This window comes from Brooklawnia cerclae (assembly GCF_011758645.1).
GTDB lineage: Bacteria > Actinomycetota > Actinomycetes > Propionibacteriales > Propionibacteriaceae > Brooklawnia > Brooklawnia cerclae.
This window is the reverse complement of record NZ_JAAMOZ010000003.1, coordinates 90,301-114,949: the sequence shown is the minus strand read 5'-3', so window position 1 is coordinate 114,949 and position 24,649 is coordinate 90,301. Positions and strand designations below refer to the sequence as shown.

20 protein-coding genes are annotated in these 24,649 nt (G+C 66.8%); 4 read left to right on the top strand and 16 right to left on the bottom strand.

Translation table 11 applies throughout. The annotated features are described in order from the left end of the window. Positions 1 to 67 precede the first annotated feature (67 nt). The 16 genes from FB473_RS15125 to FB473_RS15050 all read right to left on the bottom strand — a co-directional run bounded on the left by FB473_RS15125 (position 68) and on the right by FB473_RS15050 (position 19,094). Positions 68 to 1,771 carry a dihydroxyacetone kinase family protein gene (locus FB473_RS15125; RefSeq protein WP_167170658.1) on the bottom strand — a complete coding sequence of 568 codons (1,704 nt, stop codon included), beginning with the start codon at positions 1,769 to 1,771 and terminating at the stop codon, positions 68 to 70. A 203-nt stretch (positions 1,772 to 1,974) separates the two neighbouring features. After that, the gene (locus FB473_RS15120) at positions 1,975 to 2,781 is read right to left on the bottom strand and encodes a spermidine synthase (RefSeq protein ID WP_167170655.1); all 807 of its coding nucleotides are present in this window, start codon (positions 2,779 to 2,781) and stop codon (positions 1,975 to 1,977) included. A gap of 5 nt (positions 2,782 to 2,786) precedes the next feature. Continuing rightward, positions 2,787 to 3,260 (bottom strand): flavodoxin family protein, encoded by a 474-nt coding sequence (locus FB473_RS15115; protein ID WP_167170652.1) that lies wholly within the window; start codon positions 3,258 to 3,260, stop codon positions 2,787 to 2,789. A gap of 299 nt (positions 3,261 to 3,559) precedes the next feature. Continuing rightward, the gene (gene clpB / locus FB473_RS15110; protein WP_167170649.1) at positions 3,560 to 6,148 is read right to left on the bottom strand and encodes an ATP-dependent chaperone ClpB; all 2,589 of its coding nucleotides are present in this window, start codon (positions 6,146 to 6,148) and stop codon (positions 3,560 to 3,562) included. Positions 6,149 to 6,227: 79 nt separating this feature from the next. Further along, the gene (locus FB473_RS15105) at positions 6,228 to 6,803 is read right to left on the bottom strand and encodes a hypothetical protein (protein WP_167170646.1); all 576 of its coding nucleotides are present in this window, start codon (positions 6,801 to 6,803) and stop codon (positions 6,228 to 6,230) included. A 631-nt stretch (positions 6,804 to 7,434) separates the two neighbouring features. Further along, positions 7,435 to 8,514: an inositol-3-phosphate synthase gene (locus tag FB473_RS15100; protein ID WP_167170642.1), complete on the bottom strand. Its 1,080-nt coding sequence runs from the start codon at positions 8,512 to 8,514 to the stop codon at positions 7,435 to 7,437. Continuing rightward, positions 8,511 to 9,098, bottom strand: a complete 588-nt coding sequence (locus FB473_RS15095) for a PadR family transcriptional regulator (protein ID WP_167170639.1) — start codon at positions 9,096 to 9,098, stop codon at positions 8,511 to 8,513. The genes FB473_RS15100 and FB473_RS15095 overlap by 4 nt, the downstream gene beginning before the upstream one ends. Positions 9,099 to 9,230: 132 nt before the next feature. Further along, entirely contained in the window at positions 9,231 to 9,659 is a 429-nt protein-coding gene (locus FB473_RS15090; protein ID WP_167170636.1) for a heat shock protein transcriptional repressor HspR, read from the bottom strand. Beyond that, on the bottom strand, positions 9,656 to 10,831 hold the full coding sequence (gene dnaJ, locus FB473_RS15085) for a molecular chaperone DnaJ (protein ID WP_167170633.1): 1,176 nt from the start codon (positions 10,829 to 10,831) through the stop codon (positions 9,656 to 9,658). The genes FB473_RS15090 and dnaJ overlap by 4 nt, the downstream gene beginning before the upstream one ends. A 36-nt stretch (positions 10,832 to 10,867) precedes the next feature. Next, entirely contained in the window at positions 10,868 to 11,494 is a 627-nt protein-coding gene (locus FB473_RS15080) for a nucleotide exchange factor GrpE (protein WP_167170630.1), read from the bottom strand. Between the two features lie 66 nt (positions 11,495 to 11,560). After that, positions 11,561 to 13,411 carry a molecular chaperone DnaK gene (gene dnaK / locus FB473_RS15075; protein WP_167170626.1) on the bottom strand — a complete coding sequence of 617 codons (1,851 nt, stop codon included), beginning with the start codon at positions 13,409 to 13,411 and terminating at the stop codon, positions 11,561 to 11,563. A gap of 405 nt (positions 13,412 to 13,816) precedes the next feature. Further along, positions 13,817 to 14,653, bottom strand: a complete 837-nt coding sequence (locus FB473_RS15070) for a tripartite tricarboxylate transporter substrate binding protein (protein ID WP_208390843.1) — start codon at positions 14,651 to 14,653, stop codon at positions 13,817 to 13,819. Positions 14,654 to 14,874: 221 nt separating this feature from the next. Continuing rightward, positions 14,875 to 16,515 carry a tripartite tricarboxylate transporter permease gene (locus FB473_RS15065; protein WP_167170619.1) on the bottom strand — a complete coding sequence of 547 codons (1,641 nt, stop codon included), beginning with the start codon at positions 16,513 to 16,515 and terminating at the stop codon, positions 14,875 to 14,877. Positions 16,516 to 16,528: 13 nt separating this feature from the next. After that, a complete protein-coding gene (locus FB473_RS15060; protein WP_167170616.1) occupies positions 16,529 to 17,101 on the bottom strand; it encodes a tripartite tricarboxylate transporter TctB family protein in 573 nt (190 codons plus the stop codon). Continuing rightward, complete coding sequence (locus tag FB473_RS15055; RefSeq protein WP_167170613.1) at positions 17,098 to 18,117, bottom strand: 4-hydroxythreonine-4-phosphate dehydrogenase PdxA; 1,020 nt, start codon at positions 18,115 to 18,117, stop codon at positions 17,098 to 17,100. Before FB473_RS15055 ends, FB473_RS15060 begins: the two co-directional genes overlap by 4 nt. A gap of 254 nt (positions 18,118 to 18,371) precedes the next feature. Continuing rightward, positions 18,372 to 19,094 (bottom strand): GntR family transcriptional regulator, encoded by a 723-nt coding sequence (locus tag FB473_RS15050; RefSeq protein WP_167170610.1) that lies wholly within the window; start codon positions 19,092 to 19,094, stop codon positions 18,372 to 18,374. Positions 19,095 to 19,711: 617 nt separating this feature from the next. Here FB473_RS15050 and ahpC point away from each other — a divergent pair. From ahpC to FB473_RS15030, 4 genes are all read left to right on the top strand, one after another. After that, complete coding sequence (gene ahpC, locus FB473_RS15045; protein WP_167170606.1) at positions 19,712 to 20,275, top strand: alkyl hydroperoxide reductase subunit C; 564 nt, start codon at positions 19,712 to 19,714, stop codon at positions 20,273 to 20,275. 131 nt (positions 20,276 to 20,406) lie between these two features. Next, complete coding sequence (ahpF, locus tag FB473_RS15040; RefSeq protein ID WP_376837125.1) at positions 20,407 to 21,981, top strand: alkyl hydroperoxide reductase subunit F; 1,575 nt, start codon at positions 20,407 to 20,409, stop codon at positions 21,979 to 21,981. 222 nt (positions 21,982 to 22,203) lie between these two features. Beyond that, the gene (locus FB473_RS15035) at positions 22,204 to 22,767 is read left to right on the top strand and encodes an NADPH-dependent FMN reductase (protein WP_167170600.1); all 564 of its coding nucleotides are present in this window, start codon (positions 22,204 to 22,206) and stop codon (positions 22,765 to 22,767) included. A gap of 83 nt (positions 22,768 to 22,850) precedes the next feature. Further along, the gene (locus FB473_RS15030; RefSeq protein ID WP_167170596.1) at positions 22,851 to 24,647 is read left to right on the top strand and encodes an alpha/beta-hydrolase family protein; all 1,797 of its coding nucleotides are present in this window, start codon (positions 22,851 to 22,853) and stop codon (positions 24,645 to 24,647) included. Positions 24,648 to 24,649 lie beyond the last annotated feature (2 nt).

Here is a 24,649-nt window from a genome sequence, read left to right as displayed (position 1 = left end):
GGGTCCGACGGACCCGCGGATGTGCTTCCGGGGGTGGGTGATGCCGATGCTCGACGACCGGCGACCGTCAACGGACGGCGGCGCGGATCTCCTCCAGCAGCCGCAGGAAGGCGACCGACCCGGGGTCACGGTGGCCGACGGAGCGTTCCCCGACCCAGGCGGCGCGTCCCCGCTGCGAGATCTGGCCGGCCTGACGCTCGACCACCTCGCCGGCCACGCGTACGGCGCCATCGGCGAGCTCGGTGGCCTCGTCGGTCTGAGCCTCGTCGAGATAGTTCGCCACCGCGTCGATGACGTCGATCACGGTCTTGTCACCCACCTCGGCCCCGCCACGGGCCTTGATGCGGTTGACCATGGTGTGCGCCGCCAGCGCCAGCGAGCGGCGGTCGACCGTGTCGTCGGCGAACACACCCGACGCGCCGATCAGCGCGCCACCCAGCAGTGCGGCGAAGGTCGACGGATTGGCGGACGAGAACGCGACGCCCGCAGCCTTGAGCACCTCTCCGGGTGCCGCGTCGCCGGGCAGCGCCTCGACGGCGGCGTGCTGGGCCCGCGCGCCCGCGCCGACGGTGATGCCCAGGTCGCCGTCGCCCAGCGCCGCGTCCAGGGCCCGCAACTCGTCGCTGTGCGACGGCAGAGCCAGCGTGACCGCCAGGACGATGTCACGCAGCACCCCGGGGGCCTCGACGGTCCGCACGGTCACGGTCCCCGGCTCGGCACCGGTCGTCCGGTGCTCGGCGGTCCTGCGAGCGGCATCGGCCGGGGCCACCGACCCGTGCTGGAAGAACGGCGAGCGCGCGGGCGCGTCGATGAGCTCGGCGAGTTCGTCGTCCAGGACACACAGCGACAGTGAGGCGCCGGCCATCTCGAGTGACGTGGCGTACTCACCGATGAACAGGGAACAGACCTCTGCGCCTCGCCCGGTGATCGCCTGGTGGGCGCGGCGGTACACGACGTAGAGCTCCTCCAGGGGAGTGGCGCCCAGGCCGTTGACGAGGACGGCTAGCCGTGTCCCCGGGCGCAGGTCGATCTCGGTGCCCAGTTCGGCCAGGAAACGATCGGTGATCTGGTCGGCGGTCTCCAGTGGCCCACGGAACTGACCCGGCTCACCATGGATGCCGATGCCGATCTCCATCTCGCCCTCGCCGAGCTCGAAGGTCGGCTCGCCCGCCGCCGGGAGGATCGTCGGGGACAGGCCGACCCCCATCGTCCGCGTGTTGTCGCAGGTGCGCTGGGCGATCTCGGTCACGCGGTCGAGGTCGTAGCCTCGCTCGGCGGCTGCGCCGGCGGTCTTGTAGGCGAAGAACAGGCCCGCGACCCCACGCCGGGTGTCCGCCTTCTCGGCGGGCGCCGACAGGATGTCGTCGCGGCCCAGCACAGTGGTGGTACGGATGCCGTCGGCGGCGGACAGGTCCGCGGCGATGTCGAAGTTGAAGACGTCACCGCCGTAGTTGCCGTACAGGTACAGGACGCCAGCCCCGTCGTCGGAGGCCACCGTCGCCGCATGGATCTGCTGGGGTGACGGAGAGCTGAACACGTTCCCGACCGCGCATCCCGAGGCCAGCCCCCGGCCGACGTAACCCAGGAACAGCGGCAGATGCCCCGAACCGCCACCGGTGACGATGCCGACCCGCCCGTTCGTCCCCGCGTCGGCACGCACGAGTGCACGACGAGCAGGGTCCGCGGCCTTCAACTGATCGGGATGCGCCCGCAGGATTCCGTCGACAACCTCGTCCACGAAATCGCCGGGCTGGTTGATGATCTTCCGCATGGATGTACTCCCTTGTACTCTCCAATGGTGCAGTAGCACACACGATATACACCGCCTCCGACGCCCGGCAAGGGTCGTTAAGGGTGCGGCGGTCGCGGGCACGGCGACCTCACGATCGTGACTTCGCGCCTCCCGTCACGAACATCGGGGTTGATCGCGGGTCATAGTCGACCCACGATCAACCCCGATAATCCAAACGCTCTTCACTCGAAGTGGAGCAGCCCCCGCTCCACGGCCGGTGAGGGCAGCGAGTCCGCGTCCGCGAACGGCTCGGCGCTCCCCACGAAGCGTCCCAGGACGAGCCCGTGCAACACCCGGTAGCCGAACACCGAGGCGGCCGCCCGCCGGGTCACGACATCGATCGGGAGCCGAGCATCACTGGCGGCGATCACCAGGTTCCCGTGACGTCTGCCCTTCAGCGTGGCCGACTCGGCGCTCATCGCCACCTCACGGAAGCGCTCGGCCAAGCCGGCGAGAACGCGTTTCGTCCACCCGAACGGGTGTCGATCGATCGCGTTGACGAGCAACAGCCCCTGGTCGGTCAGGACGCGCGCCACATCAGCGAAGAACTCCTCGCTGACAAGGTCGGCGGGCACACATGCGTCGTCGAAGGCATCCAGGATGATCACACGCGCGTAGTCGTCGGGCATCGCCGCCAGCCCGCTGCGGCCGTCGGTCGCCCGCACCTTGATGCCGGAATGGGCAGGCAGCGGCATCTCCCGGCGTACCTCGTCGGTCAGTGCGACGTTGGGTTCGAGAACGATCTGCGGTGATGTCGGACGCCGCGCAGCGACGTAGCGGGCCATCGCCATGCCCGCCCCGCCGATGTGGACCACGCGCATGCGCTCCCTCGGGGGGGCGACGGCATCCAGGTAGTCGGCCATGCGCAGCATGTACCCGAACTCGAGCCGGGTGGGGTCGTCCGGGTGCACCCACGACTGGGCGACCCCGTCCATGACCACTTGAACGCCTTCGCCGTCACGGACGAGACGAAACGACTCGGATGCCATGCAGGCTATGGTCGCACGGAAAGCGCCCGGCCCCACTCGCTCGCACGATCGAGTTCGCCCTCGGCCAGTGGGCCCGCATTGCCCAGCACCTTGAACACCTCGCCGCGCTCGACATCGGTGAACCCGGCTTTCTTCAGCGCCTTGGACGCGGCCTTCGCGGCGGTTCCGAGGAATGTGGAACTCGACGTGTCGAACGTCACCACGTGCACACCCGGGCGTCCCCTCACCGTGGCGGCCCATTCGCGGACGCCCGTGTGCATCTCGGGCGCGCCGTTCTCGGCGGCAGACTTGCGGGTGTTCTCGGACGACAGGCCCAACACGTGGGTCGGGGCGCCCACGACGAGCAGGGAGACCTCTTCGGGCAGTTCGGTCGGGGCATCGGCGACCGGTGTGGCCTCCACGCCCAGGGACTCGGCGACCCGCTGGGCCACCTGAGCTGTGTTGCCGAACAGGGATTCGTAAATGACCAGGGACGACATCGGGGTTCCTCTCGGTCGATGACGACGGAATGGGATATCGCGTGAGCTTCGGTGGAACATTGCGTCGCACGAATTCTCCCCGATCCGGACGCCGGGAGGAGCCCCCACAACCGAACCCCAGGGGCGAGTCAGGGATGCCCCGTCCGTCCTGCCCGGTGGACGACCACACCCAGCAGGACAAACGGGGCACGCAGCGTGACTCAGTTCCTTCAATTCGCCAGCAGCCCGACCAGCGATGGCGTGTGACTACCGCAAACGCCACTCAGGCCCAGCGCTCGACGCAATTTGAAGGAACCTGGTCACATCGTCGGGATGACCCGCAGCCCCGACCGGTCGCTGGTGACATCGAATGTCACCGTGGCACCGTCGGTCACCTCGCCGGCGAGCAGGCGGCGGGCGAGTTCGTCCTCGATCGTGGTCTGCAGCAGCCGGCGCAACGGCCGCGCGCCGTAGACGGGGTCGTAACCGGTCTCGGCCAGCCACTCGTGACCGGCGTCGGTGACCACGATGTTGATCCGGCGGTCGGCGAGCCGCTTGTTGATGCGGCCCAGGTTGATGTCGACGATGCGCGCCAGATCCTCGCGGCTCAACGGTGTGAACATGACGACCTCGTCCAGCCGGTTGAGGAACTCCGGACGGAACGCCTTGCGCACGACGCCCATGACGGCGTTGTACTTGGCCTGCTCGTCGAGCCCGGGGTCGGCCAGGAAGTTGCTGCCGAGGTTGGAGGTCATGATGAGGATGACGTTGCGGAAGTCGATCGTGCGCCCCTGCCCGTCGGTCAGACGGCCGTCGTCCAGCACCTGCAACAGGATGTTGAAGACGTCGGGGTGTGCTTTCTCGACCTCGTCCAGCAGCACCACCGAGTACGGACGACGCCGCACCGCTTCGGTGAGCTGACCGCCCTCCTCGTATCCGACGTAGCCGGGAGGGGCTCCGACGAGCCGCGAGACGGAGTGCTTCTCCATGTACTCGCTCATGTCGATGCGCACCATGGCCTGCTCGTCATCGAAGAGGAACTCGGCCAGGGCTTTGGCCAACTCGGTCTTGCCGACGCCGGTCGGGCCCAGGAACAGGAAGCTTCCGGTGGGCCGGTTGGGGTCGGAGATGCCCGCGCGGGCGCGGCGCACCGCGTCCGACACGGCTTTGACGGCCTGCTTCTGGCCGATCAGGCGGTCGCCGATGCGCTGCTCCATCTCGAGCAGCTTCTGGGTCTCACCCTCGAGCATCTTGCCGACCGGGATGCCGGTCCACGCGCTGACGACCTCGGCGATATCGGTGGAGGTGACCTCCTCGCGCACCATCGACCGAGCTTGGGCCTCCTCGTCGGCCTTCGCCGCGGCCTCCATCTGCCGTTCCAGGGCTGGGATCTCGCCGTAGATGATCTGCGCCGACTTCTCGAGGTTGCCCTCGCGCTGGTACTTCTCGGCGTCGGTGCGCAGGGCGTCGATCTGCGTCTTCAGCTCGCCGACGCGGTTCAGCCCGGCCTTCTCGGCCTCCCACTGTGCCTCCAGGGCACGCAGTTTCTCCTGTGCGTCCGCCAGTTCCGCGTTCAACGCGTCCAGGCGCGCACGCGACGCGGGATCGCTCTCGTTGCCGAGCGCGAACTGCTCCATCGTCAGGCGGTCGACCTGGCGCCGCAGCTGATCGATCTCCTCGGGGGAGGAGTCGATCTCCATCCTCAACCGGGACGCAGCCTCGTCCACGAGGTCGATCGCCTTGTCGGGAAGATAACGGTTGGTGATGTAGCGGTGCGACAGCGTGGCTGCGGCGACCAGGGCTCCGTCGGTGATGCGCACCTTGTGGTGTGCCTCGTAGCGCTCGCGGATGCCGCGGAGGATCGCGATGGAGTCCTCGACGCTCGGCTCGCCGACGTAGACCTGCTGGAACCGGCGTTCCAGGGCGGGATCCTTCTCGATGTGCTCGCGGTACTCGTCGAGCGTCGTCGCGCCGATCATGCGCAACTCACCGCGGGCCAACAAGGGCTTCAGCATGTTGGACGCGTCCATCGCGCCCTCGGCGGCACCCGCTCCGACGACCGTGTGCAGTTCGTCGATGAAGGTGATGATCTGCCCCTGGGCCTCCTTGATCTCGTTGAGGACGGCCTTCAGGCGCTCCTCGAACTCACCGCGGTACTTGGCACCAGCGACCATGGACGCCAGGTCGAGCGACACGACGCGGCGTCCGCGTAGCGAATCGGGCACATCGCCCGCGATGACGCGCTGGGCCAGGCCCTCGACGACGGCGGTCTTGCCGACGCCGGGCTCACCGATGAGCACGGGGTTGTTCTTCGTACGGCGCGACAGCACCTGGACAACGCGCCGGATCTCGGCGTCGCGCCCGATGACCGGGTCGAGGTGGCCCTCGCGGGCACGCGCGGTCAGGTCGACCGAGTACTTGTCGAGAGCGGATTGCCCGCCCTCGGCCTCCGCACTCGTGACGCGTTTGCTGCCCCGGGCCTCGCTGAAGGCCTGGGCGAGCTTGTCGGGCAGCGCGCCCGCACGGTTGAGGATGGTCGCGGCCTCGGAGGTCACCGCCGCCAGCGAGATGAGCAGATGCTCTGTGGCGACGAACTGGTCACCGAGTTCCTCGGCGCGGGTCTCCGCGTCCGCCATGACGCGGGCGAGCGGGCCGGACAGCTGAGGTTGGGTGACCGAGGCGCCCGAGGTGCTGGGTAACCGCTTGACGGCAGCGAGCGCCTGCTGGTCGATCTGGCCGGCGTCGGCGCCGACCTTGGCGAGCAAGGGGGCTACCGAGTTCTCGGGGACGAGCAGCAGCGCGTGCAGCAGGTGCACCGGCTCGGCCGAGGGGTTGCCGTTGGTGAGGGCGAGTCGCAGCGCAGTCGATACCGCGTCGCGGCTCATGGTTGTGAGTTTCTCCGTATCCATGGGGTCTCCGCGTTCGGTGAATCAGGACAAAGTTGAGTCTATGTCACTCAACCCTGGAACGAAGGCTGATATTCCCCAGTCATTCCCCGGATGCGAACCGGATTCCGGTCGCCTCGCAGGCTCTCCGGAGTTGTTCGACGCGCTCGGCATTGCCACCCACACCCACGTCGGCCAGCATCGCGGACCCGGTGGCGGACAGCACCGTCAACCGCCAGGTCGGACGCTGCAGCCCTCGGCGACGCCGTGCCGCCCGCGTGGAGCGCAGGCTCCCGGGGTGATCGACCACCCCCGGGCCACGACCGGAGGCGAGACCGCCGTCACGGACGGGCGGATCAAGACGGATGCCGCCGATCTGGCCTCGCGGAAACCGGACCTCGTCGCCGCGCCGTGGGACGAGCGCCACCTCGTCGTCCCCGACGGTGACGACTGCCCCGGGAAGTGCCCTGAACTCGAGCACCAGCGACGCCAGTGCCAGCACGACCACTCCCACCCCGAGAATCACGGTGCCCTCGTTCACCTCACCGGTCAGAGCCGTACTGAGCGCGAGGAAGACACCGACCACCAGCCCCAGTCCCACCCAGACGAAGGCATCGAACAGCTGGTATCGGGTCGGCCCCAGGTCGATCCTCGCCGGAGGGTTCTCGGCAGCGTCCATGCGGCTCATCCTAGTGAGGTGGGTTGCGTGCCCCTTCTCGGCGTCGTTTCGACAAGCTCAACGACCACAGACCCACGATCCTTGAGCCTGTCGAAAGGACCACCTCGTTCCGGCAGGCTCAACGAGCACAGACCCACGATCCTTGAGCCCGTCGAAAGGACCACCTCGTTCCGGCAGGCTCAACGAGCACAGACCCACGATCCTTGAGCCCGTCGAAAGGACCACCTCGTTCCGGCAGGCTCAACGAGCACAGACCCACGATCCTTGAGCCCGTCGAAAGGACCACCTCGTTCCGGCAGGCTCAACGAGCACAGACCCACGATCCTTGAGCCCGTCGAAAGGACCACCTCGTTCCGGCAGGCTCAACGAGCACAGACCCACGATCCTTGAACCCGTCGAAAGGACCACCTCGTTCCGGCAGGCTCAACGAGCACAGACCCACGATCCTTGAACCCGTCGAAAGGACCACCTCGTTCCGACAGGCTCAACGAGCACAGACCCACGATCCTTGAACCCGTCGAAAGGACCACCTCGTTCCGACAGGCTCAGCGAGCGGAAGAGCGGCGGAACGGCACGGGGCGGGCCCCGAAGGACCCGCCCCGTGCGAGAGACGACGTGCTCGCCGTGCCGATCAGCGCTCGACCTCTCCGCGGATGAACGCCTCGACCGACTCGAGAGCGTCCTCGTCGTGACGCTGCTCCGGCGGGGACTTCATGAAGAAGCTCGCGGGAGACAGCAGCGGGCCGCTGATGCCCCGGTCCAGGCCGATCTTGGCCGCACGGATCGCGTCGATCACCACGCCGGCGGAGTTGGGGGAATCCCACACCTCGAGCTTGTACTCCAGGCTCACCGGTGCGCCGCCGAAGTTGCGCCCCTCGAGGCGGACGAACGCCCACTTGCGATCGTCCAGCCAATCGACGTAGTCGGACGGGCCGACGTGGATGTCGCGATCCTCGAAGTGATGCTCGACGTTGCTGGTGACGGCTTGGGTCTTGGAGATCTTCTTCGACACGAGGCGCTCGCGCTCCAGCATGTTCTTGAAGTCCATGTTGCCGCCGACGTTCAGCTGGTAGGTGCGCTCGATCTGAATGCCGCGCTCCTCGAACAGCCTGGCCAGCACGCGGTGCGTGATGGTGGCACCGATCTGGCTCTTGATGTCGTCCCCGACGATCGGCAGACCGGCGTCGACGAACTTCTGTGCCCACTCCGGGTTGGAGGCGATGAAGACCGGGAGGCAGTTGACGAACGCGCACCCGGCGTCGATGGCGCACTGCGCGTAGTACTTGTCCGCCTCGTCGGAACCCACCGGCAGGTAGCTGACGAGAACATCGACCTTGGCGTCCTTGAGCGCCTGAACGACGTCCACCGGCTCCGCGGGCGATTCCTCGATGGTCTCGCGGTAGTACTTGCCCAGGCCGTCGAGGGTGACACCACGCTGGACGATGACGCCCGTGGGCGCGACGTCGCTGATCTTGATGGTGCAGTTGTCACTCGCATTGATGGCATCGGCAAGGTCGAGGCCGACCTTGAGGGCATCGACGTCGAACGCGGCCACGAACTCGATGTCACGGATGTGGTAGTCGCCGAACTGGACGTGCATCAAGCCGGGCACAGTCTCATCCACAGGGGCGTCCCGGTAGTACGTCACCCCCTGGACGAGGGATGACGCGCAGTTGCCCACGCCGACAATCGCGACGCGAATCGTGCTCATCTGTTCTCCTTGGTTGAGTAGGCGCCTGACGGGACAGTCCCGTTCACGGACGCGTTTTCTTCTGCGGCGATGACCTGGTCGAGCCAGGCCACTTCCTGCGCGACGCTCTCGCGCTGGTGCCGCACAAGCTCCTGGGTATAGGCGTCCTGGTCGGGCTGGACGCACTCGTCGAGCGCCACCAGCCGGGACCAGATGTGGTCACGTCGTCCACGCAGGACGAACAGCCGGGTGCGGGGATCGGTGATCCCGAACAGGCTGAAGCGGACGCCGAAGTCGTCGTCCGACACCGCCTGGCGCTCGGCAGCGGCCAGTTCACGCGTGAGGTGCTCCTGGCCGGAGGTGGTGAGGTGGTACACACGTCGCGAACGGTTGCCGACGATGAGGGTCGTCCGGCCCGCTCCGCAGTCACAGATGAATCCGCTGTCCAGCAGGCGCCGCAGCGCCGGGTAGAGGGATCCGAAGGAGACCTTGTGCAGGTATCCCATGACCACGTTGACGTGCTTGCGCAGTTCGTACCCGTGCGAAGGCCCGCGCATCAAGCGACCGAGGATCGCCAGATCCAGGGTCTGCTGGCGCAGTGACATGGGAATCCTCACACTCGGGACGACTTACGACGCGTTCAATATATCGTGCCGATGTATCACTGCAGCAACGACGCCTTTCAGGTTAGGACGTTTCGCGGTCCCGCGCCACCATGCGCGACCCCGGGAGGACCCTCAACTCCCGGGTAGGGCCAACGGCCGACGGGGACGACGCCCCTGCGCCACGTATCCCGATGATCCCGCGGCGAACACGCGCGGGGCCATCGTCTCCCGTTGTTCGGCGAACTGCCGGACGAGCGAGGCCAACTCGTCCAGACGATGGCGGGTCTCGTCCAACTCGGACTGGAGGTCGATGATCCGCCGGATGCCGTTGAGGTTGATGCCCTCCTCGTGCGACAGATGCTGGATCAGTCGCAGCTTGCCGACGTCACGCGGGGAATAGCGTCGTCCTCCGCCTCGTGCCCGGCTGGGGACGACGAGCCCCAGCCGGTCGTAGGTGCGCAACGTCTGGGGATGCATGTCGGCCAGCGCCGCCGCGACGGAGATGCTGAACGCCGGGGCGTCCGGGTCCATCAGCTGAGGGAGCCGCTCGGAGGTGTTCATCGCGCCCGCGCCAGCAGCCCGGCCCGCGGATTCGGCTCACCGGCGGCGCCGGCATAGGCCTCGAGGGCCTCGCGAGCGGCGTTCGACAGCGATCCCGGTACCTGCACCTCGATGGTGACGAGCAGGTCACCCCTGGTCCCCGACGACTGGGCTCCGGCCGATCTGGCGACGCCACGGCCCCGGACACGGAACGTCCGCCCGTTGGGTGTCCCCGCCGGAACCCGCAGCTTGACCGTCGAGCCCTCGATCGTGGGCACCTCGATCTCCGCCCCGAGCGCGGCCTCGGCGAACGTCACGGGAACCGTGACCGTCAGGTTGTCCCCCTGGCGTCCGAACACCGGGTGCGGACGCACATGGACGACCACGTACAGGTCGCCGGCCGCTCCACCGTTCTCGCCCGCGCTGCCCTTGCCCTTGATGCGGATCTTCTGCCCGTCGATCACGCCGGCGGGAATGCGCACCTGCATCGTGTGCCGGCTCTGGGAACGCCCGGAACCGTGGCAGACCTCACAGGGATCGTCGACGATCAGGCCGCGGCCGTGGCATTCGCGGCATGGCTCGGCGACCTGGAAGACGCCCCCCGAGGTCGACTGCTGCATGCCCGATCCCTGGCAGGTCGGGCAGACGCGCGGTGACGTTCCCGCCTTTGCCCCGGTGCCGTGACAGGCGGGGCAGGCGTCCTCACTGATCATCTGGACGCCGACGGTCGCACCCTCGACCGATTCGTTGAAGCCGATGGTGACCTCGCCCTCGACGTCAGCCCCACGACGCGGGCCACGGCCGGACGCGCGTCTGGTCGGCGAGGTCGCCTGTCCGAACAGGTTGCTGAACAGATCGCCCAGACCCGTGTCGCTCACCGTACGGAAGACGTCCTCACCCGACGCGTGAGCGGTGCTCGCCTGACCCCCGCGAGGGAAGTGGAAGCTCGAGCCCCCGCCGAACAGACTGCGCTGATCGTCGTACTCGCGCCGCTTCTGCGGGTCGGAGAGGATGTCGTGGGCCTCGGAGGCCTCCTTGAACCGCTGCTCGGCGGCCTTGTCGCCGGGATGCTGGTCGGGGTGGTTCTCGCGCGCGATCTTGCGGAACGCCTTCTTGATCTGCTCGGGCTTGGCGTCCTTCGACACACCGAGGACCTTGTAGTAGTCCTTCTCCAGCCAGTCTCTCGAGCTCACCGTTGGATCCCCCTTCCCATCGTCACCGGGTCGCCGTCACCGAGCCTCGTCGGCCTCCGGTCGCGCCTGATCCGCGTCGCCGCTTCCCGCGTCCTCCGCAGCCCTGGCCGCCTCCGAGCCGTCGTCCGTGCCGTCGGGCACCGCCACGACCACCCGGGCGGGACGAACCACCTGGTCGCCGATCCGGTAGCCGACCTGCATGACGTCCTTGACGGTCATCTCGCCGGTGCCGGGGACGGCGACCTGCATGAGCGCCTCGTGCAACCGCGGGTCGAACTCGTCGCCCGGCTCGCCGAACGACTCCAGGCCATGGGCGTGTGCCACCCTCGTGAGCTCGTCGGCGGTCAGCTTGAACCCACCGGCGAGTTCGTCGTGCCGACCGGCGGCCACGATCGAGTCGAAGACCGGCATGAGATCGCGCAGCACCGACTCCGCCCCGGCCTGCCGGGCCAGCGACCGATCACGGTCCACACGCTTCTTGTAGTTGATGTACTCGGCCTGCACACGTTTCAGGTCCTCGGTGCGCTCGTCCACCAAGGCCTGGAGACGCCGGGAGGCATCCTCCGGGGACTCGGTCGCCGCCGCTGTGGCCCGATCGTCGTCCACCACGTCCGGACGCTCGTCCTGGGCCTGCTCGGCCGGCCTGTCCACGGGTTCAGTCATTGTGTTGTCCTCCTACGAGAGCGCGCCTGCGGCGCCCGGTTGTCCCGGGCGCCGCCAGACTCGTGCTCATTCCTTCTTGTCGTCGTCCACGATCTCGGCGTCCACCACGTCGTCCGGGCCCTGCCCGGTCTCGGTAGTCGGCTCGTCGGCGGACGGGGCTGCCTGCTGCTGGGCCTGCGCCGCCTCGTAGACAGCCTGCCCCATGGCGGCGGCCTTGTGGTTGAGGTCCTCCATCGCGGTCTTCACCGCGTCGTCGTTGTCGGTGCCCTTCAGGGTCTCCTTCAGCGCGGCGAGGGACTCGACGACCGGAGTCTTGACGTTCTCCGGGATCTTGTCGCTGTTCTCGTCGAGCAGCTTCTCGGTGCGGAAAGCCAGCGCGTCCGCCTCGTTGCGCATCTCGACGGACTCGCGACGCTTCTTGTCGGCCTCCTCGTTGGCCTCGGCCTCCTTGACCATGTGGTCGATCTCGTCCTTGCCGAGTGCCGAGCCACCGGTCACCGTCATCGACTGCTCCTTGCCGGTGGCCATGTCCTTCGCATACACGTGGACGATGCCGTTGGCGTCGATGTCGAACGTGACCTCGATCTGCGGCAGGCCACGGGGAGCGGGCATCAGGCCGGTGAGCTCGAAGTTGCCGAGCGACTTGTTGTCGCGGGCGAACTGCCGCTCGCCCTGGTAGACCTGGATCATCACGGACGGCTGGTTGTCCTCGGCCGTGGTGAAGATCTCGGAACGCTTCGTCGGGATCGTGGTGTTGCGCTCGATGATGCGCGTCATCACGCCGCCCTTGGTCTCGATGCCCAGCGACAGCGGGGTGACGTCGAGCAGCAGGACGTCCTTGACCTCGCCCTTCAGAACGCCGGCCTGCAGGGACGCGCCCAGCGCGACGACCTCGTCCGGGTTGACGGACTTGTTCGGCTCCTTGCCGCCCGACAGTTCGCGAACCAGGTCGACGACCGCCGGCATACGAGTCGAGCCGCCCACCAGGATGATCTGATCGATCTGCGAGACGGCGACCTTCGCATCGGACAGCACGGCGTTGAACGGGCTCTTGCAGCGGTCGAGCAGGTCCTGGGTCATGCGCTGGAACTCGGCGCGAGTCAGCTTCTCCTCGAGGTGGAGCGGGCCTTCCGCGCCGGCGGTGATGTACGGCAGGTTGATCTCGGTGCTCTGCACCTGGCTGAGCTCGATCTTGGCGCGCTCGGCCGCCTCCTTCAGGCGCTGGCCGGCCATCTTGTCCTTCGCCAGGTCGACGCCGGTCTTGTTCTGGAACTGCTTGACCAGGAAGTCGATGATCCGCTGGTCCCAGTCGTCGCCGCCCAGGCGGGGGTCGCCCTTGGTGGCCTTGACCTCGAAGACGCCCTCGCTGATGTCGAGGAGCGAGACGTCGAAGGTGCCGCCGCCGAGGTCGAAGACCAGCACGGTCTGCTCCTGGTCGGTCTTGTCGAGGCCGTAGGCGAGAGCCGCAGCGGTGGGCTCGTTGATGATGCGGTCGACGGTCAGGCCTGCGATCTCGCCGGCCTCCTTGGTGGCCTGGCGTTCGGCATCGCCGAAATAGGCTGGGACGGTGATGACCGCATTGGTGATGGGCTCGCCGAGGTAGGCCTCACCGTCGCGCTTCAGCTTCTGCAACACGGACGCGCTGATCTGCTGCGGACGATACGTCTTGCCGTCGATGTCGGTCGTCCAACTCGTCCCCATGTGCCGCTTGACAGAGCGGATCGTCCTCTCGGGGTTGGTGACGGCCTGCCGCTTGGCGACCTCGCCAACCAGCACCTCGCCGTTCTTGGTGAACGCGACCACCGACGGAGTGGTACGCGCGCCCTCGGCGTTGGGAATGACGGTGGGTTCACCGCCTTCGAGCACGGCGATCACCGAGTTGGTGGTGCCGAGGTCGATACCGACTGCACGAGCCATGTGTTTCCTCCTGATAGTGCGCCCGGCGGAGCCGGGAAGTTCTGGCCTGCGGATCAAGCCGGCGGCCTGAGCCGCGTGACGAAGTTGAGTCTAACGCACTCATCCGACCAAGTTGAGTCCACTCGACTCAACCGTGTGCCGATCAGGGTTATTCCCGGGCTGCCATCCGGGTCGGTACTTGGGTCACGCGGGTCTGCATCTGCTCCACGCGGGTCCATCATGCGTGCTTCACGCGGGCCGCCTGACCTCACGCGGGTGTTGTGTTCTCCCGCGGGTGGTACAGCGCCCGCGGGAGAACCGGGCGTCCTCGGGAAAGACACGCGGCCCGCGTGAACTGAGGCGGACATGAAGGAGGTGCCATCCCCTCGGGGCGAGAATGGCACCTCCAGTGGGCGGAGAGGACGATCAGCTCTCCAACCCGGCCTTCAGATCAGCCTCGTAGGTCTCGAGATAGGACGCGAAATCGTCCCCGAAGAGCGGGTCTGTCTGCATGTAGTTCGTCGACATGTACTCCTTGAAGGCATCCGACTCGACATAGGTCCTGGAGGCATCGATCCAGTAGGCCTTGGCCTCGTCCGAGATACCACCGGGGGCGATGATGCCCCGGAACTGCGAGAAGGTGACATTGATCCCTTGCTCAACAGTTGTCGGTATGTCGGCAAGTTCGGGGTATTCATAGCGCTCTTCCGCGATCACGCACAGCGGCTTCAGATCGCCGGCTTCCAATTGCCCCATCACTTCGCTGGGGTTGGTGAGCGACACGTCGACATGCCCACCGAGGAGGGCGGCGATGACCTCACCGCCCGATTCGTAGGGGACACGCTGGAACTCGACGTCCTGGTCCTGCTCGATAAGCCCGAACTGGATGGCATCGTTTCCCGTGACTCCTCCGGAGACCGCCACGCGCACCTGCCCCGACCTTGCTGCATCCACGACATCCGCGCACGTCTCGAAACTGGCGCTCGTGGGAACCACCATGATTGTGGAGTCCTGGCCGACTTTCATGATCGGGGTGAAAGAACGCCATGTGAACGGCACATCCTCGGTCAACGGCAGGTTGACCAGTGCGGTCTCAGTGGCGAGTAGGTACGAGGCGTCCCCTTCATCACCCATGAACGCCGCGTATCCCACGGCACCACCCCCACCTTCCAAGTTTTCGACGGAGATCGTCTGCCCGACCACGGACTCCAAACCTGACGCGATGGCACGTCCCGAAAGATCCGAGCCGCCGCCGGCGGCCATGGGGACGATCATGGTGAGGCGATTCCCCGGGTTGAAGCTCCCGTCACCACTAGGGGTGCTACCACCGGAGCATGCTGTGAGCGACACCGCGACGGTGGCGCAGGCAATGAATCTTGCTGCTTTGCGAGTGTTCATTGATGTGGTTCTCCTGATCACTATTCGTTGCACGAAATCGGTCTGCTTCGTCCCGGCCGCCACCGGGAATCGGACGCATGAGTCACTCAGTCGGGCATGGCGCGCGATGACGCCGTACTCGTGGCGCGCTCGCTGCCACCAGCTGTCGCAGAACTGATACCCGCCTCGGGATCAGGAGCCGCGGCATCGCTCTCAGCCACTGGAGCGTCCGGGGTACCGCTGCTCGCGCCGATTCCGGCATCACCCCGCTTCTTGCCGGCCGACGCAATCCGCTTGACCAGGCTCGGCACGGCCATGATCGCGACGGTGAGAACGAGAATCGCGAGTGCGATCGGCTCGGTGAAGATGACGCTCAGGTCACCGTTGGCATACGAGGAGGTTTGGACCAGCGCCTTTTCCGCCATCGGGCCGAGCACGAGTCCGAGGATCAGCGGCGCTGTCGGGTAGTCGTACTTCTTCAGGAAGAAACCCGCAACCCCCGCAGCCAGCACCACGATCAGAGCAAACGAGTTGTTGCCGACCGCGAATGCGCCGATCAAGCTGAAGAACAGAATCGCCGGATAGAGGAACGCGTAGTTCAGCCTCAAGACCTGTGCAAAGGCCGGAGCCAACGGCAGATTCAGTACGAGCAGGATCACGTTGCCGATGAAGAACGACGTCAGTAACCCCCAGACGAGAGCTGGCTGGTTCTGAAACAGCAGAGGGCCAGGCTGCACGCCGTACATGACGAATGCTCCGAGCAGCACCGCCGTCGTTGTGCCGCCCGGGACGCCGAGGGCCAGGGTCGGGACGAAGTTGGCGTTGGCCGCAGCGTTGTTGGCCGACTCCGCAGCCGCCACGCCCTGAATGGCGCCATGGCCGAAATTCGCCTTGAACGGGCTGACCTGCTTCTCCACTCCGTAGCTCACCAACGCCGCCAGCGTGGAGCCCGCCCCGGGCAGGCAACCGAGCAGGAACCCGACCCCTGTTCCCCGGAGGATGGAAGGCAGCGACTCTTGGATGTCCTTCCTGCGGATCACCATGTCGCGCATCCTCGTCCGGATCGGTTGCACTCCACCCGCCCCGATCTGACTGACGACCTCGCCGATCGCAAAGACTCCGATCATGACGACGACGAAATCGATGCCGCCGAGCAGATTGACGCTGCCGAAAGTGAACCGGGACTTCGCGAAACCCGACGACATGCCGACCGTCGACAGGAACAGGCCGACCCCCGCCATCATGAGCCCCTTGGCCAGGTTCTCACCGGAGAAGGAGATGATCGTCAACAATCCCATGATCATGATGGCCAGCATCTCGGCTGGCCCGAACTTGAGAGCGAACGTCGCGATCGGGGCAGCCACCAGGCACAACAGGACCAACGAGATGATGGCCGCCACGAACGAGCCGATGGCGGCGATGGCCAGCGCCTTGCCAGCTTGTCCTTTTCTGGCCAGGGCGTAGCCGTCGATGACCGTCGCCACTGCGTTCGCGTCACCGGGCGTCGCGATCAGGACCGCCGCGATCGTTCCGCCGTACTGACAGCCGTAGTAGATGCCCGCCAGCATGATGAGCGCCGTCACCGGATCCATCGAGAGAGTCAACGGAAGGAGAATCGCCACACCGGTAGTCGCTCCGAGCCCCGGCAACATGCCGATGACCGTACCTAGGACCACGCCGATGAGGCACCACAGCAGGTTCTCAGGGGTAAGGGAGGTTTGAAATCCCAGAAGGATGTTCTCGAGCATTGTCTCCACTTCCTCAGATCAGACCGAGCATCCCGGTCGGCAGCGGAACCTTGAGTGCAAGGCCGAACACCAAGTAGCCGAACAGGAACGCCGCCACCCCGCCAAGAAGGCCGACCCACCAGCGCTTTTTCTCTATGAGCACCAACAGGGCGATGACCATGAGACTCAGCGCCAGCAGCAGCCCGATGACGTAGGTCAACACGACCGTCACCGCCAGGACGAGGAACACGAGAACGACTGCCCGATTGCGCTGAAGCGTGCTGCGCCCGAAATTGTCCAGGTCCTCTGGAGCAGACGCCTCGACGGTATTCGCAATCCGGGACGCGGTAGCGTCCGGGCCCGCGCTACGACGCTCCAGCAGGAACGTCCGCACGCACTCCCACAGGGACGCCACCACGGTCACCAGGCCCGCCGCGAACGGCACCAGGCCTGGGCCGACGAGTCCCGCGTCCGTCTCGAGGCCGTACCCGACTCCCGCGACCAGAACCGCGACACCGACCACGAGAAAGACCAACCTCGTCGCCCAGGCACCTTTGTCGACGGCAATGCCGTCTGCGCGCGCCGGCCCCGCGATCGGCGTGCTCATCGTCCGGCCCCCACTCGGTTGGCAACGGTGCGATGCCCGAGCGCGACCGCTATGTCGAATGCCTGCTGCGCCGCCCCGACATTGGCTTTGTTCTGCCCGACGATGCCGTAGGCAGTGCCGTGCGCCGGTGTGGCGATGGGCACTGGGAGTCCGCCCTGAACGGTGACCCCGGCGTCGAAGCCCATGAGTTTCATGGCGATCTGTCCCTGATCGTGATACATCGTCACGACGCCGTCGTAGGCGCCGTCACGGGCCGCGATGAAGACCGTGTCACAGGGGAAAGGCCCCGATGCATCGATGCCCGAGTCCCGCGCCAACCGGATCCCCGGCACGATGTGATCGATTTCCTCGCGCCCGAACCGGCCAGACTCGCCCGCGTGCGGATTCAGGGCACACACCGCCAGCCGCGGCTTGTCGATTCCATTCGCGCTGATCACCTCGTGGAGCAAGCGGATGGCATCGAAGACCGATCGGGCATTGACGCGTTCCGGAACCTCCTTGATCGCGCAATGGGACGTCACCCGTGAAGTTGTGAGGCCTCCGGCAAAGTTGAGTTCGGAGGTCACGCCCTTGTAGCCGAGTTCCTTCGCGAACCAACGCAGTTCGTCTTCCTCGTGCATCCCGGCGTCATGGAGGGCCGACTTGTTGAGCGGCAGGAACATGATCGAGTCGACGCGGCCCTTCTTGAACAGATCAAGGCAATCGAGCAGATCGCTCATCGAGCGCCTGCCGCCAGCCATTGATGCGACGCCCCGTTCCACCGGTTGATCGGCCAACCTTGAGCCCACCAGGGTCACATGGCCGGGTTCCCCATGCGCCGATACGGGAACGGCCTCACCGACTTCGTTAGCGAAACGCTCCAGTTCATCTGCGGAGGCAAGCAGAAGTACGTCGGCCTTGTCTCGATTGAGCGCGGAGGCAAGCAGCCTGACAGCCAACTCCGGGCCTATGCCCGACAGATCGCCGAGCGTCATTGCCAGTCGTGGGCGGGTGGTTTCGGTCGTGGTTGTACCCATTCGGGGTCCTCTCTTTCCCGTCGATCCGCGCTCGTCACCGCCAGCATCGGCAGCTGACGCCGTGTCGGCCACCATGGCCCCCAGCGCTCCATCCGGGTCTTCGCCCGTGCGACTCACCCTCGGATCGGCGCCTTGCGCGGAACGACGCCGTTCACCTCGTGCTGTCTCCTTTGCCAGCGATGCCTTGATGACGCACTTACTAATATCGTATATATTTTGGAGTCAGTCAACCTTCGCAGAAAATTGCTGGCCGATCACCGGGAGGGCTGCTCCGGCTCCTCACCGATCCGCTCGCGGCGGACACGCATGCGGAGGTTCGCCAGATGCAGCGTCATCGCGGCCTCGGCGGCGAGCGGGTTCTGGTCACGGATCGCGTCGATGATCGCGCGATGCTCGGCCAGGGTCTCGTCCCGGTCGGTCACCACGGTCTCGTTGAACGACCGGTACCTCTGCACATGACTGCCGAGCATGTCGAGCGCGGTCGACAAGAACCTGTTGCGTGCCGCCTCGGCAATATGGGCATGAAACACCCGGTCGCCGTTGAGAAAGCCCGTGAAGCTCTCGAACGTCGACTCTTCGCCGCATCGTCTCTGGTAATCAAGCGCCTCTTCAAGATGCTCGATGAGCGAATCGTCCACCCGCGTCGATGCCAGGCGCGCAGTCTGTGCCTCAAGGGCGATGCGCGCCACGAACAGATCGTCCAGTTCCGCCGCGCTGGGTCGCGGAGCGACCCGGAAGCCTTTGTTGTTCTCTCGGGTGACGATGCCTATGGCGCTCGCCCGGACGAGAGCCTCGCGCACCGGGGTCGCCGACACCCCGAGCCGACGGGCCAGAGCGTGGATGCGCAGGGGCTGCCGGGGGGTCAGCTGACCCTGGAGGATCAGCCCCACCAGGCTGTCGTAGACCTGCCCCGCCAGACCCAGCGGATGATCGTCCGCCGTCTGATCCGAAAACGACTCGAGTTCCTCATCGAGCATCGCCGACACCTCCTACATACACACGCGTCGAGCAAAATTGTATGCAATAAAGCTTGCAACGCATCGCAGGGCGCTCCGCGACCCGACGGGTCGCTCTTGCACCAACAGCGTGCTTCACGCGGGCCGCCTGACCTCGCGCGGGTGCCCCATCTTCCCGCGGGCGGTACAGCACCCGCGGGAGAACCGGGCGTCCTCGGGAAGCACACGCGGCCCGCGTGAGCCACACCGCAGCGGCTGTGGCGTTTGGCCGGGGTGCCGTCCTTGTACGCGGCCCGCGTGAGCCGCACCGAAGCCGCGGCCCACCGCACCAACCGCAGCACCGAGGAGGTCAACTCGGGCGTCCACCCGGATGTCAGGACGACAACACGGACGACGGCACGAGCGCGATCCCGCGCCGAAGCGGCAACTGAGGCCGCCGGAACTCCCACGGCGGCGAGCCGCGGGCGTCGTCCCAAATTGGATCAAGTCAAAATAACTACTATCTCTCATAGTTCACCGGGGAAATGGTTTCTTCCACGATGCGGGATTCGGCCGACCCGGGGAATGAACCCCGGACGAGCACACGTTGCAGCCAATGGATCCCCTGTACAGCCCAGACACCAAGGAGCGATCGAGCCATGTCACTGATCAACACCAAGATCCTGCCGTTCACCGCGCAGGCGTACCACAACGGCGAGTTCGTCGAGGTCTCCGACACCGACGTACTCGGCAAGTGGGCCATCTTCTTCTTCTACCCCGGCGACTTCACCTTCGTCTGCCCCACCGAACTCGGCGATCTGGCCGACTACTACGCCGAACTCCAGGAGCTGGGCGTCGAGGTCTACTCCGTCTCCACCGACTCGCACTTCGTCCACAAGGCATGGCACGACGACAGTGACGAGGTCGGCAAGGTTCGCTACTTCATGCTCGGTGACAGCAACGGGCAGGTCACGACCAACTTCGACAACATGCGTGAGGGCCTGGGGCAGGCCGACCGCGCCACCTTCCTCGTCGACCCCCAGGGCGTCGTCCAGTACATCGAGCAGACCGCCGAGGGCATCGGCCGCAGCGCCTCTGAGCTGCTGCGCAAGGTGAAGGCCGCCCAGTACATCGCGGCCCACCCGGGTGAGGTGTGCCCCGCCAAGTGGGAAGAGGGCGCCAAGACCCTCACCCCCGGGATCGACCTCGTCGGCAAGATCTGATCGGCTCCGTACCCCCAAGCCACATCGCGGTGGCGGACGGACCGCCGCCCGCCACCGCTTCGTCCCACCCCCACCCCCTTTTGCCCCCGATCCACAGCATCCGAAGGAGAACCATGCCCACTCGTGCCCGCCTGCTGGACGACAACCTGACCGCGCAACTCACCGCACTGATGCCCCGCATCACACGCGAAGTCGAACTCGTGGCATCGCTGGACGACCGCCCGCAGTCCGAAGAACTCGAACAACTGCTCACCGACATCGCGGCCCTGTCAGACAAGGTGACCGTACGCAGGGACGACGACGCCTCGGATCGGAAGCCGGCCTTCGCGATCACGAGCCCGGGCACCGACATCTCCGTCCGCTTCGCGGGGATCCCGATGGGCCACGAGTTCAGCTCCCTGGTCCTCGCACTGCTCCAGGTCGGCGGCAACCCGATCAAGGAGTCGCAGGACCTCATCGACCAGGTGAAGCAACTCGACGGGCCCCTCGAGTTCGTCACCTACATGTCGCTGTCGTGCCAGAACTGCCCCACCGTCGTCCAGTCGCTGAACACGATGGCCGTGCTCAACCCGAACATCAAGCACACCGCGGTCGAGGGCTCACTGTTCGGCGACGAGGTCGCTGCCAAGGACGTGCTGGCCGTGCCCACGATCTATCTCAACGGGGAACTGTTCGGCCAGGGCCGCACCACCATCGAGGAGTTCGTCAAGCGCCTCGACTCCGGGTCGGCGGCACGGCAGGCCGAGGCGCTCAACGAGAAGAAGCCGTACGAGGTGCTGGTGGTAGGACAGGGACCGGCCGGGTGCGCGGCGGCCATCTACCTCGCCCGCAAGGGCATCAACACCGGACTGGTGGGCGAACGGTTCGGTGGCCAGGTGCTCGACACCCTCGGCATCGAGAACATCGTCTCGATCCCCTACACCGAGGGCCCGCGCTTCGCGGCCGCCCTGGAAGAGCACGTCAACGCGTACGAGATCGACGTGATCACCTCACAGGTGGCCACCGCGCTGGTTCCCCCCTCCGAGCCGGGCGGCCTGTTCACGGTGAACTTCGGCGACGACGCCTCCCTGAGGGCGCGCTCGGTCGTCGTCGCCACCGGCGCCCGGTGGCGCAACATGGGCGTCCCCGGCGAGCAGGAGTACCGCAACAAGGGCGTGACCTACTGCCCGCACTGCGACGGCCCGTTGTTCAAGGGCAAGGACGTCGCCGTCATCGGCGGCGGCAACTCGGGCATCGAGGCGGCGATCGATCTGGCCGGCATCACCCGGCATGTCACCGTCCTGGAGTTCATGCCCGAGTGCAAGGCGGACGACATCCTGCTCGACAAGGTGCGCTCGCTGCCGAACGTGACGATCATCACCAACGCCCGGACCACCGAGGTGCTCGGGGACGGCTCCCGGGTGACCGGGCTCGGCTATGTGGACCGAGCCACCGACGAGGCGAGGACCGTCGAGATCGCGGGAGTCTTCGTCCAGATCGGCCTGCTGCCCAACACCGAGTGGCTGAAGGGCACCCTCGACCTCACGCCGCGCGGCGACATCGTCTCCGACCCCCGCGGCGCGACCTCGGTCGAGGGCGTGCTCGCCGCCGGCGACTGCTCCAGCACCCCCTACAAGCAGATCGTCGTCGCTCAGGGCAGCGGGGCGGCCGCCGGCCTGAGCGCCTGGGACTACCTCATCCGGACGAAAGCTCCCGCTCTCGCCTGACGGTCGGGCAAACAGTGTGGAAAGTTGTGGTCCGACTTCGCGCCACAACTTTCCACACTGTTTGCGCAGTGCCGATCTCCGCCCGGAGGAACGGGATCGGCGCCCGTCTCGCCGCGAACATCGGCCGCCCACTCCCGCCCACCCGGAGTGATGATTGAGAAACGAACCACCCCACAGGGCGCCGACGGTTTCCACGCCCCCACCATCGTGATCAGGAGGATCATGTCTCACACACTGCTCGTCATCGTGGCCAGCACCCGCCCCGGCCGCATCGGCCGCGCCTTCGGCGATTGGACGGTCGACTTCGCACAGTCACACAGCGACTTCGACGTCCAACTCGCCGACCTGGCGGAGATCGACCTGCCTCTCTACGACGAGCCCGAGCACCCCCGGTTCGGCAACTACCAGCACGAGCACACCAAGGCCTGGGCGAAGATCGTCGGCGGCGCGGACGCCTTCGTCTTCGTGACGAACGAGTACAACCACTCCTTCAACGCGGCACTCAAGAACGCCCTCGACTACCTCGGCCCGGAATGGCGCGGCAAGCCCGCCGCCTTCTTCTCCTACGGCGGCGCCTCGGCGGGTCTGCGGGCCACCAACGCCCTCGACAGCGTTCTGGCATGCCTCGGCATCATCTCCGTGCAGCCCGCCATCTCCGTGCCGTTCGCCATGCAGTACGTCAAGGACGGCGTGGCCACACTCCCCGATGCCGTGGCCTCCGCAGGGCCGGCGATGCTGGCCGAACTGCAGCGCATGACCGACCTGCTGCGTCCCGCAGCGCAGTGAACGGCCCCGCGTGCGGGCCGGTGCAGCAGACCGGCCCGCACGCTGAATGGTTGCTCACCAGCCGATGCCCCTAAGCTGAGCCCATGCGCCTGCACAACCCGTTCAGCGGAAGTCGGCTGATCGGCAGGAACGGGGTCATCCTGCACGGCGGCCGGTTGAGGCCCGGCCGGGTGGGACGAACGGGGAAGACGCTGGCCGCGCAGGTCACGGCGCTCACCGTCCCCGAGGTGGCGACCGGCATCGCCGGCTACGCGGCGTCCTACACCCCCAGCCTGCTTCCCCGCCCGTGGTATTTCCAGGGTCTGGTCGCGGGGATAGGCGCGATGAGCGGCTATCAGCTCGGCTTGCTGGCCACCTGGCTGGCGGAGACGGTGGCCGGACGATTCGGCGTCCGCATCAAGCCGGGCGTGCGCCGCGGTGGCATCGCCGCGGGTGCGGCCGTGGCCGGTCTCGGCATGGTCGCCATTCCGTTGCGATCCATCCGCTGGCACCGGCAGACCGCCGCCTATGTGCGTCACCCGGGCCCGGACGCGTTCTGGGCGGTCGCCTCGGCCGGGGCGGCGTCCGGTGTCTTCTGGCTGTTCCTGGCCCAGTGGCGCCTCACCCTCGCGTCCATCAACATCCTCTCCACACATCTGCACAACCGGTTCGCACGCGACCTGGTCGCGCGAGCGGTGTCGACGCTCGTCGTGCTCGCCACGATCCTGGTGCTCCTCGATCAGGTGATCCTGCGTGGCGTCGTCGGAGTGGCCACCACCGCGTCCGCGCAGGTCGACCTGCGCACGCCACCGAACGTGTTCCAGCCGACCACGCCGCTGCACTCGGGCAGCGGCGAGTCGCTCGAGCCCTGGGACAGCCTGGGCCTGCAGGGCAAGCGTTTCACCTGCGCGGGTCCCACGCTCGCGCGCGTCGCCGAGGTCATGGCCGGTCTCCCTGCGGCCTCCGAGGAGCCGCTGCAGCCGATCCGTGCCTATGCGTCGATGAACGGCCGGACGCTGCCCGAGGTCGTCGACGCGGTACTCGCCGAACTCGACCGGACGGGGGCATGGGAGCGCAAGGCGATCCTCGTGGTGACCACGACCGGACGCGGGAACGTCAACGAATGGAGCACATCGGCGTTCGAGTACCTGATGAGGGGCGACAGTGCCGTCGCTGCCATGCAGTACTCGGGGCTGCCCTCGGCGGTCACCATGATCAGCTCGAAGGCCGTGCCCGTGAACGCCTCCCAGATGCTGTTCGCCGCGATCGAGGAGCGCGTAGCGTCCCTGCCCGAATCACGGCGCCCCAAGCTGTACGTCGCGGGCGAGTCGCTGGGGGCGTTCGGATCGAACGGGATCTTCGAGAGCCCCGACGACCTGTTCAGCCGCGCCGCCGGTGGTGTGTGGACGGGCTGCCCCGGCTTCACCCCCTTGCAGTCGGCGTTCACCAGACGCCGCAGCCCGGACTCGACGCAGGTCTGGCCGGTGGTGGACGACGGCCGCCACGTGCGGTTCGCCACCACCGGCGACCACCTCGTCACCGATCCGTGCGACGTGCCGTTCGGGCCGTGGGACGAACCCCGCTTCGTCTACCTGCAGAACGACACCGATCCCGTGGTGTGGTGGGCGCCGAAGCTGCTGTGGCGCAAGCCCGAATGGATGGACGAGATGCGGGGGACGAACACCCCCATGGGACGCATGACCTGGGTTCCGGTCATCACCTTCTGGCAGATCGCGGCCGACATGCCCGTATGCCGCAGCATCGGCGCGGGGTACGGGCACAAGTACGCCGCGGAGCAGTGCGTGCCCGCATGGGCCGGCGTCCTCGGCCTCGACCCGGCCACAGACTGGACCCCGCTGCTGGACGCGCTCAACACCGACGTCCCGCCGGTCGCACCCTGAGG

Excerpts from the sequence above, each read along its gene's own strand:
- FB473_RS15125 (WP_167170658.1), bottom strand. The coding sequence starts at position 1,771 with ATGCGGAAGATCATCAACCAGCCCGGCGATTTCGTGGACGAGGTTGTC.
- FB473_RS15120 (WP_167170655.1), bottom strand. The coding sequence starts at position 2,781 with ATGGCATCCGAGTCGTTTCGTCTCGTCCGTGACGGCGAAGGCGTTCAA.
- FB473_RS15115 (WP_167170652.1), bottom strand. The coding sequence starts at position 3,260 with ATGTCGTCCCTGGTCATTTACGAATCCCTGTTCGGCAACACAGCTCAG.
- clpB (WP_167170649.1), bottom strand. The coding sequence starts at position 6,148 with ATGGATACGGAGAAACTCACAACCATGAGCCGCGACGCGGTATCGACT.
- FB473_RS15105 (WP_167170646.1), bottom strand. The coding sequence starts at position 6,803 with ATGGACGCTGCCGAGAACCCTCCGGCGAGGATCGACCTGGGGCCGACC.
- FB473_RS15100 (WP_167170642.1), bottom strand. The coding sequence starts at position 8,514 with ATGAGCACGATTCGCGTCGCGATTGTCGGCGTGGGCAACTGCGCGTCA.
- FB473_RS15095 (WP_167170639.1), bottom strand. The coding sequence starts at position 9,098 with ATGTCACTGCGCCAGCAGACCCTGGATCTGGCGATCCTCGGTCGCTTG.
- FB473_RS15090 (WP_167170636.1), bottom strand. The coding sequence starts at position 9,659 with ATGAACACCTCCGAGCGGCTCCCTCAGCTGATGGACCCGGACGCCCCG.
- FB473_RS15080 (WP_167170630.1), bottom strand. The coding sequence starts at position 11,494 with ATGACTGAACCCGTGGACAGGCCGGCCGAGCAGGCCCAGGACGAGCGT.
- dnaK (WP_167170626.1), bottom strand. The coding sequence starts at position 13,411 with ATGGCTCGTGCAGTCGGTATCGACCTCGGCACCACCAACTCGGTGATC.
- FB473_RS15070 (WP_208390843.1), bottom strand. The coding sequence starts at position 14,653 with ATGGCCGCCGGCGGCGGCTCGGATCTTTCGGGACGTGCCATCGCGTCA.
- FB473_RS15065 (WP_167170619.1), bottom strand. The coding sequence starts at position 16,515 with ATGCTCGAGAACATCCTTCTGGGATTTCAAACCTCCCTTACCCCTGAG.
- FB473_RS15060 (WP_167170616.1), bottom strand. The coding sequence starts at position 17,101 with ATGAGCACGCCGATCGCGGGGCCGGCGCGCGCAGACGGCATTGCCGTC.
- FB473_RS15055 (WP_167170613.1), bottom strand. The coding sequence starts at position 18,117 with ATGGGTACAACCACGACCGAAACCACCCGCCCACGACTGGCAATGACG.
- FB473_RS15050 (WP_167170610.1), bottom strand. The coding sequence starts at position 19,094 with ATGCTCGATGAGGAACTCGAGTCGTTTTCGGATCAGACGGCGGACGAT.
- ahpC (WP_167170606.1), top strand. The coding sequence starts at position 19,712 with ATGTCACTGATCAACACCAAGATCCTGCCGTTCACCGCGCAGGCGTAC.
- FB473_RS15035 (WP_167170600.1), top strand. The coding sequence starts at position 22,204 with ATGTCTCACACACTGCTCGTCATCGTGGCCAGCACCCGCCCCGGCCGC.
- FB473_RS15030 (WP_167170596.1), top strand. The coding sequence starts at position 22,851 with ATGCGCCTGCACAACCCGTTCAGCGGAAGTCGGCTGATCGGCAGGAAC.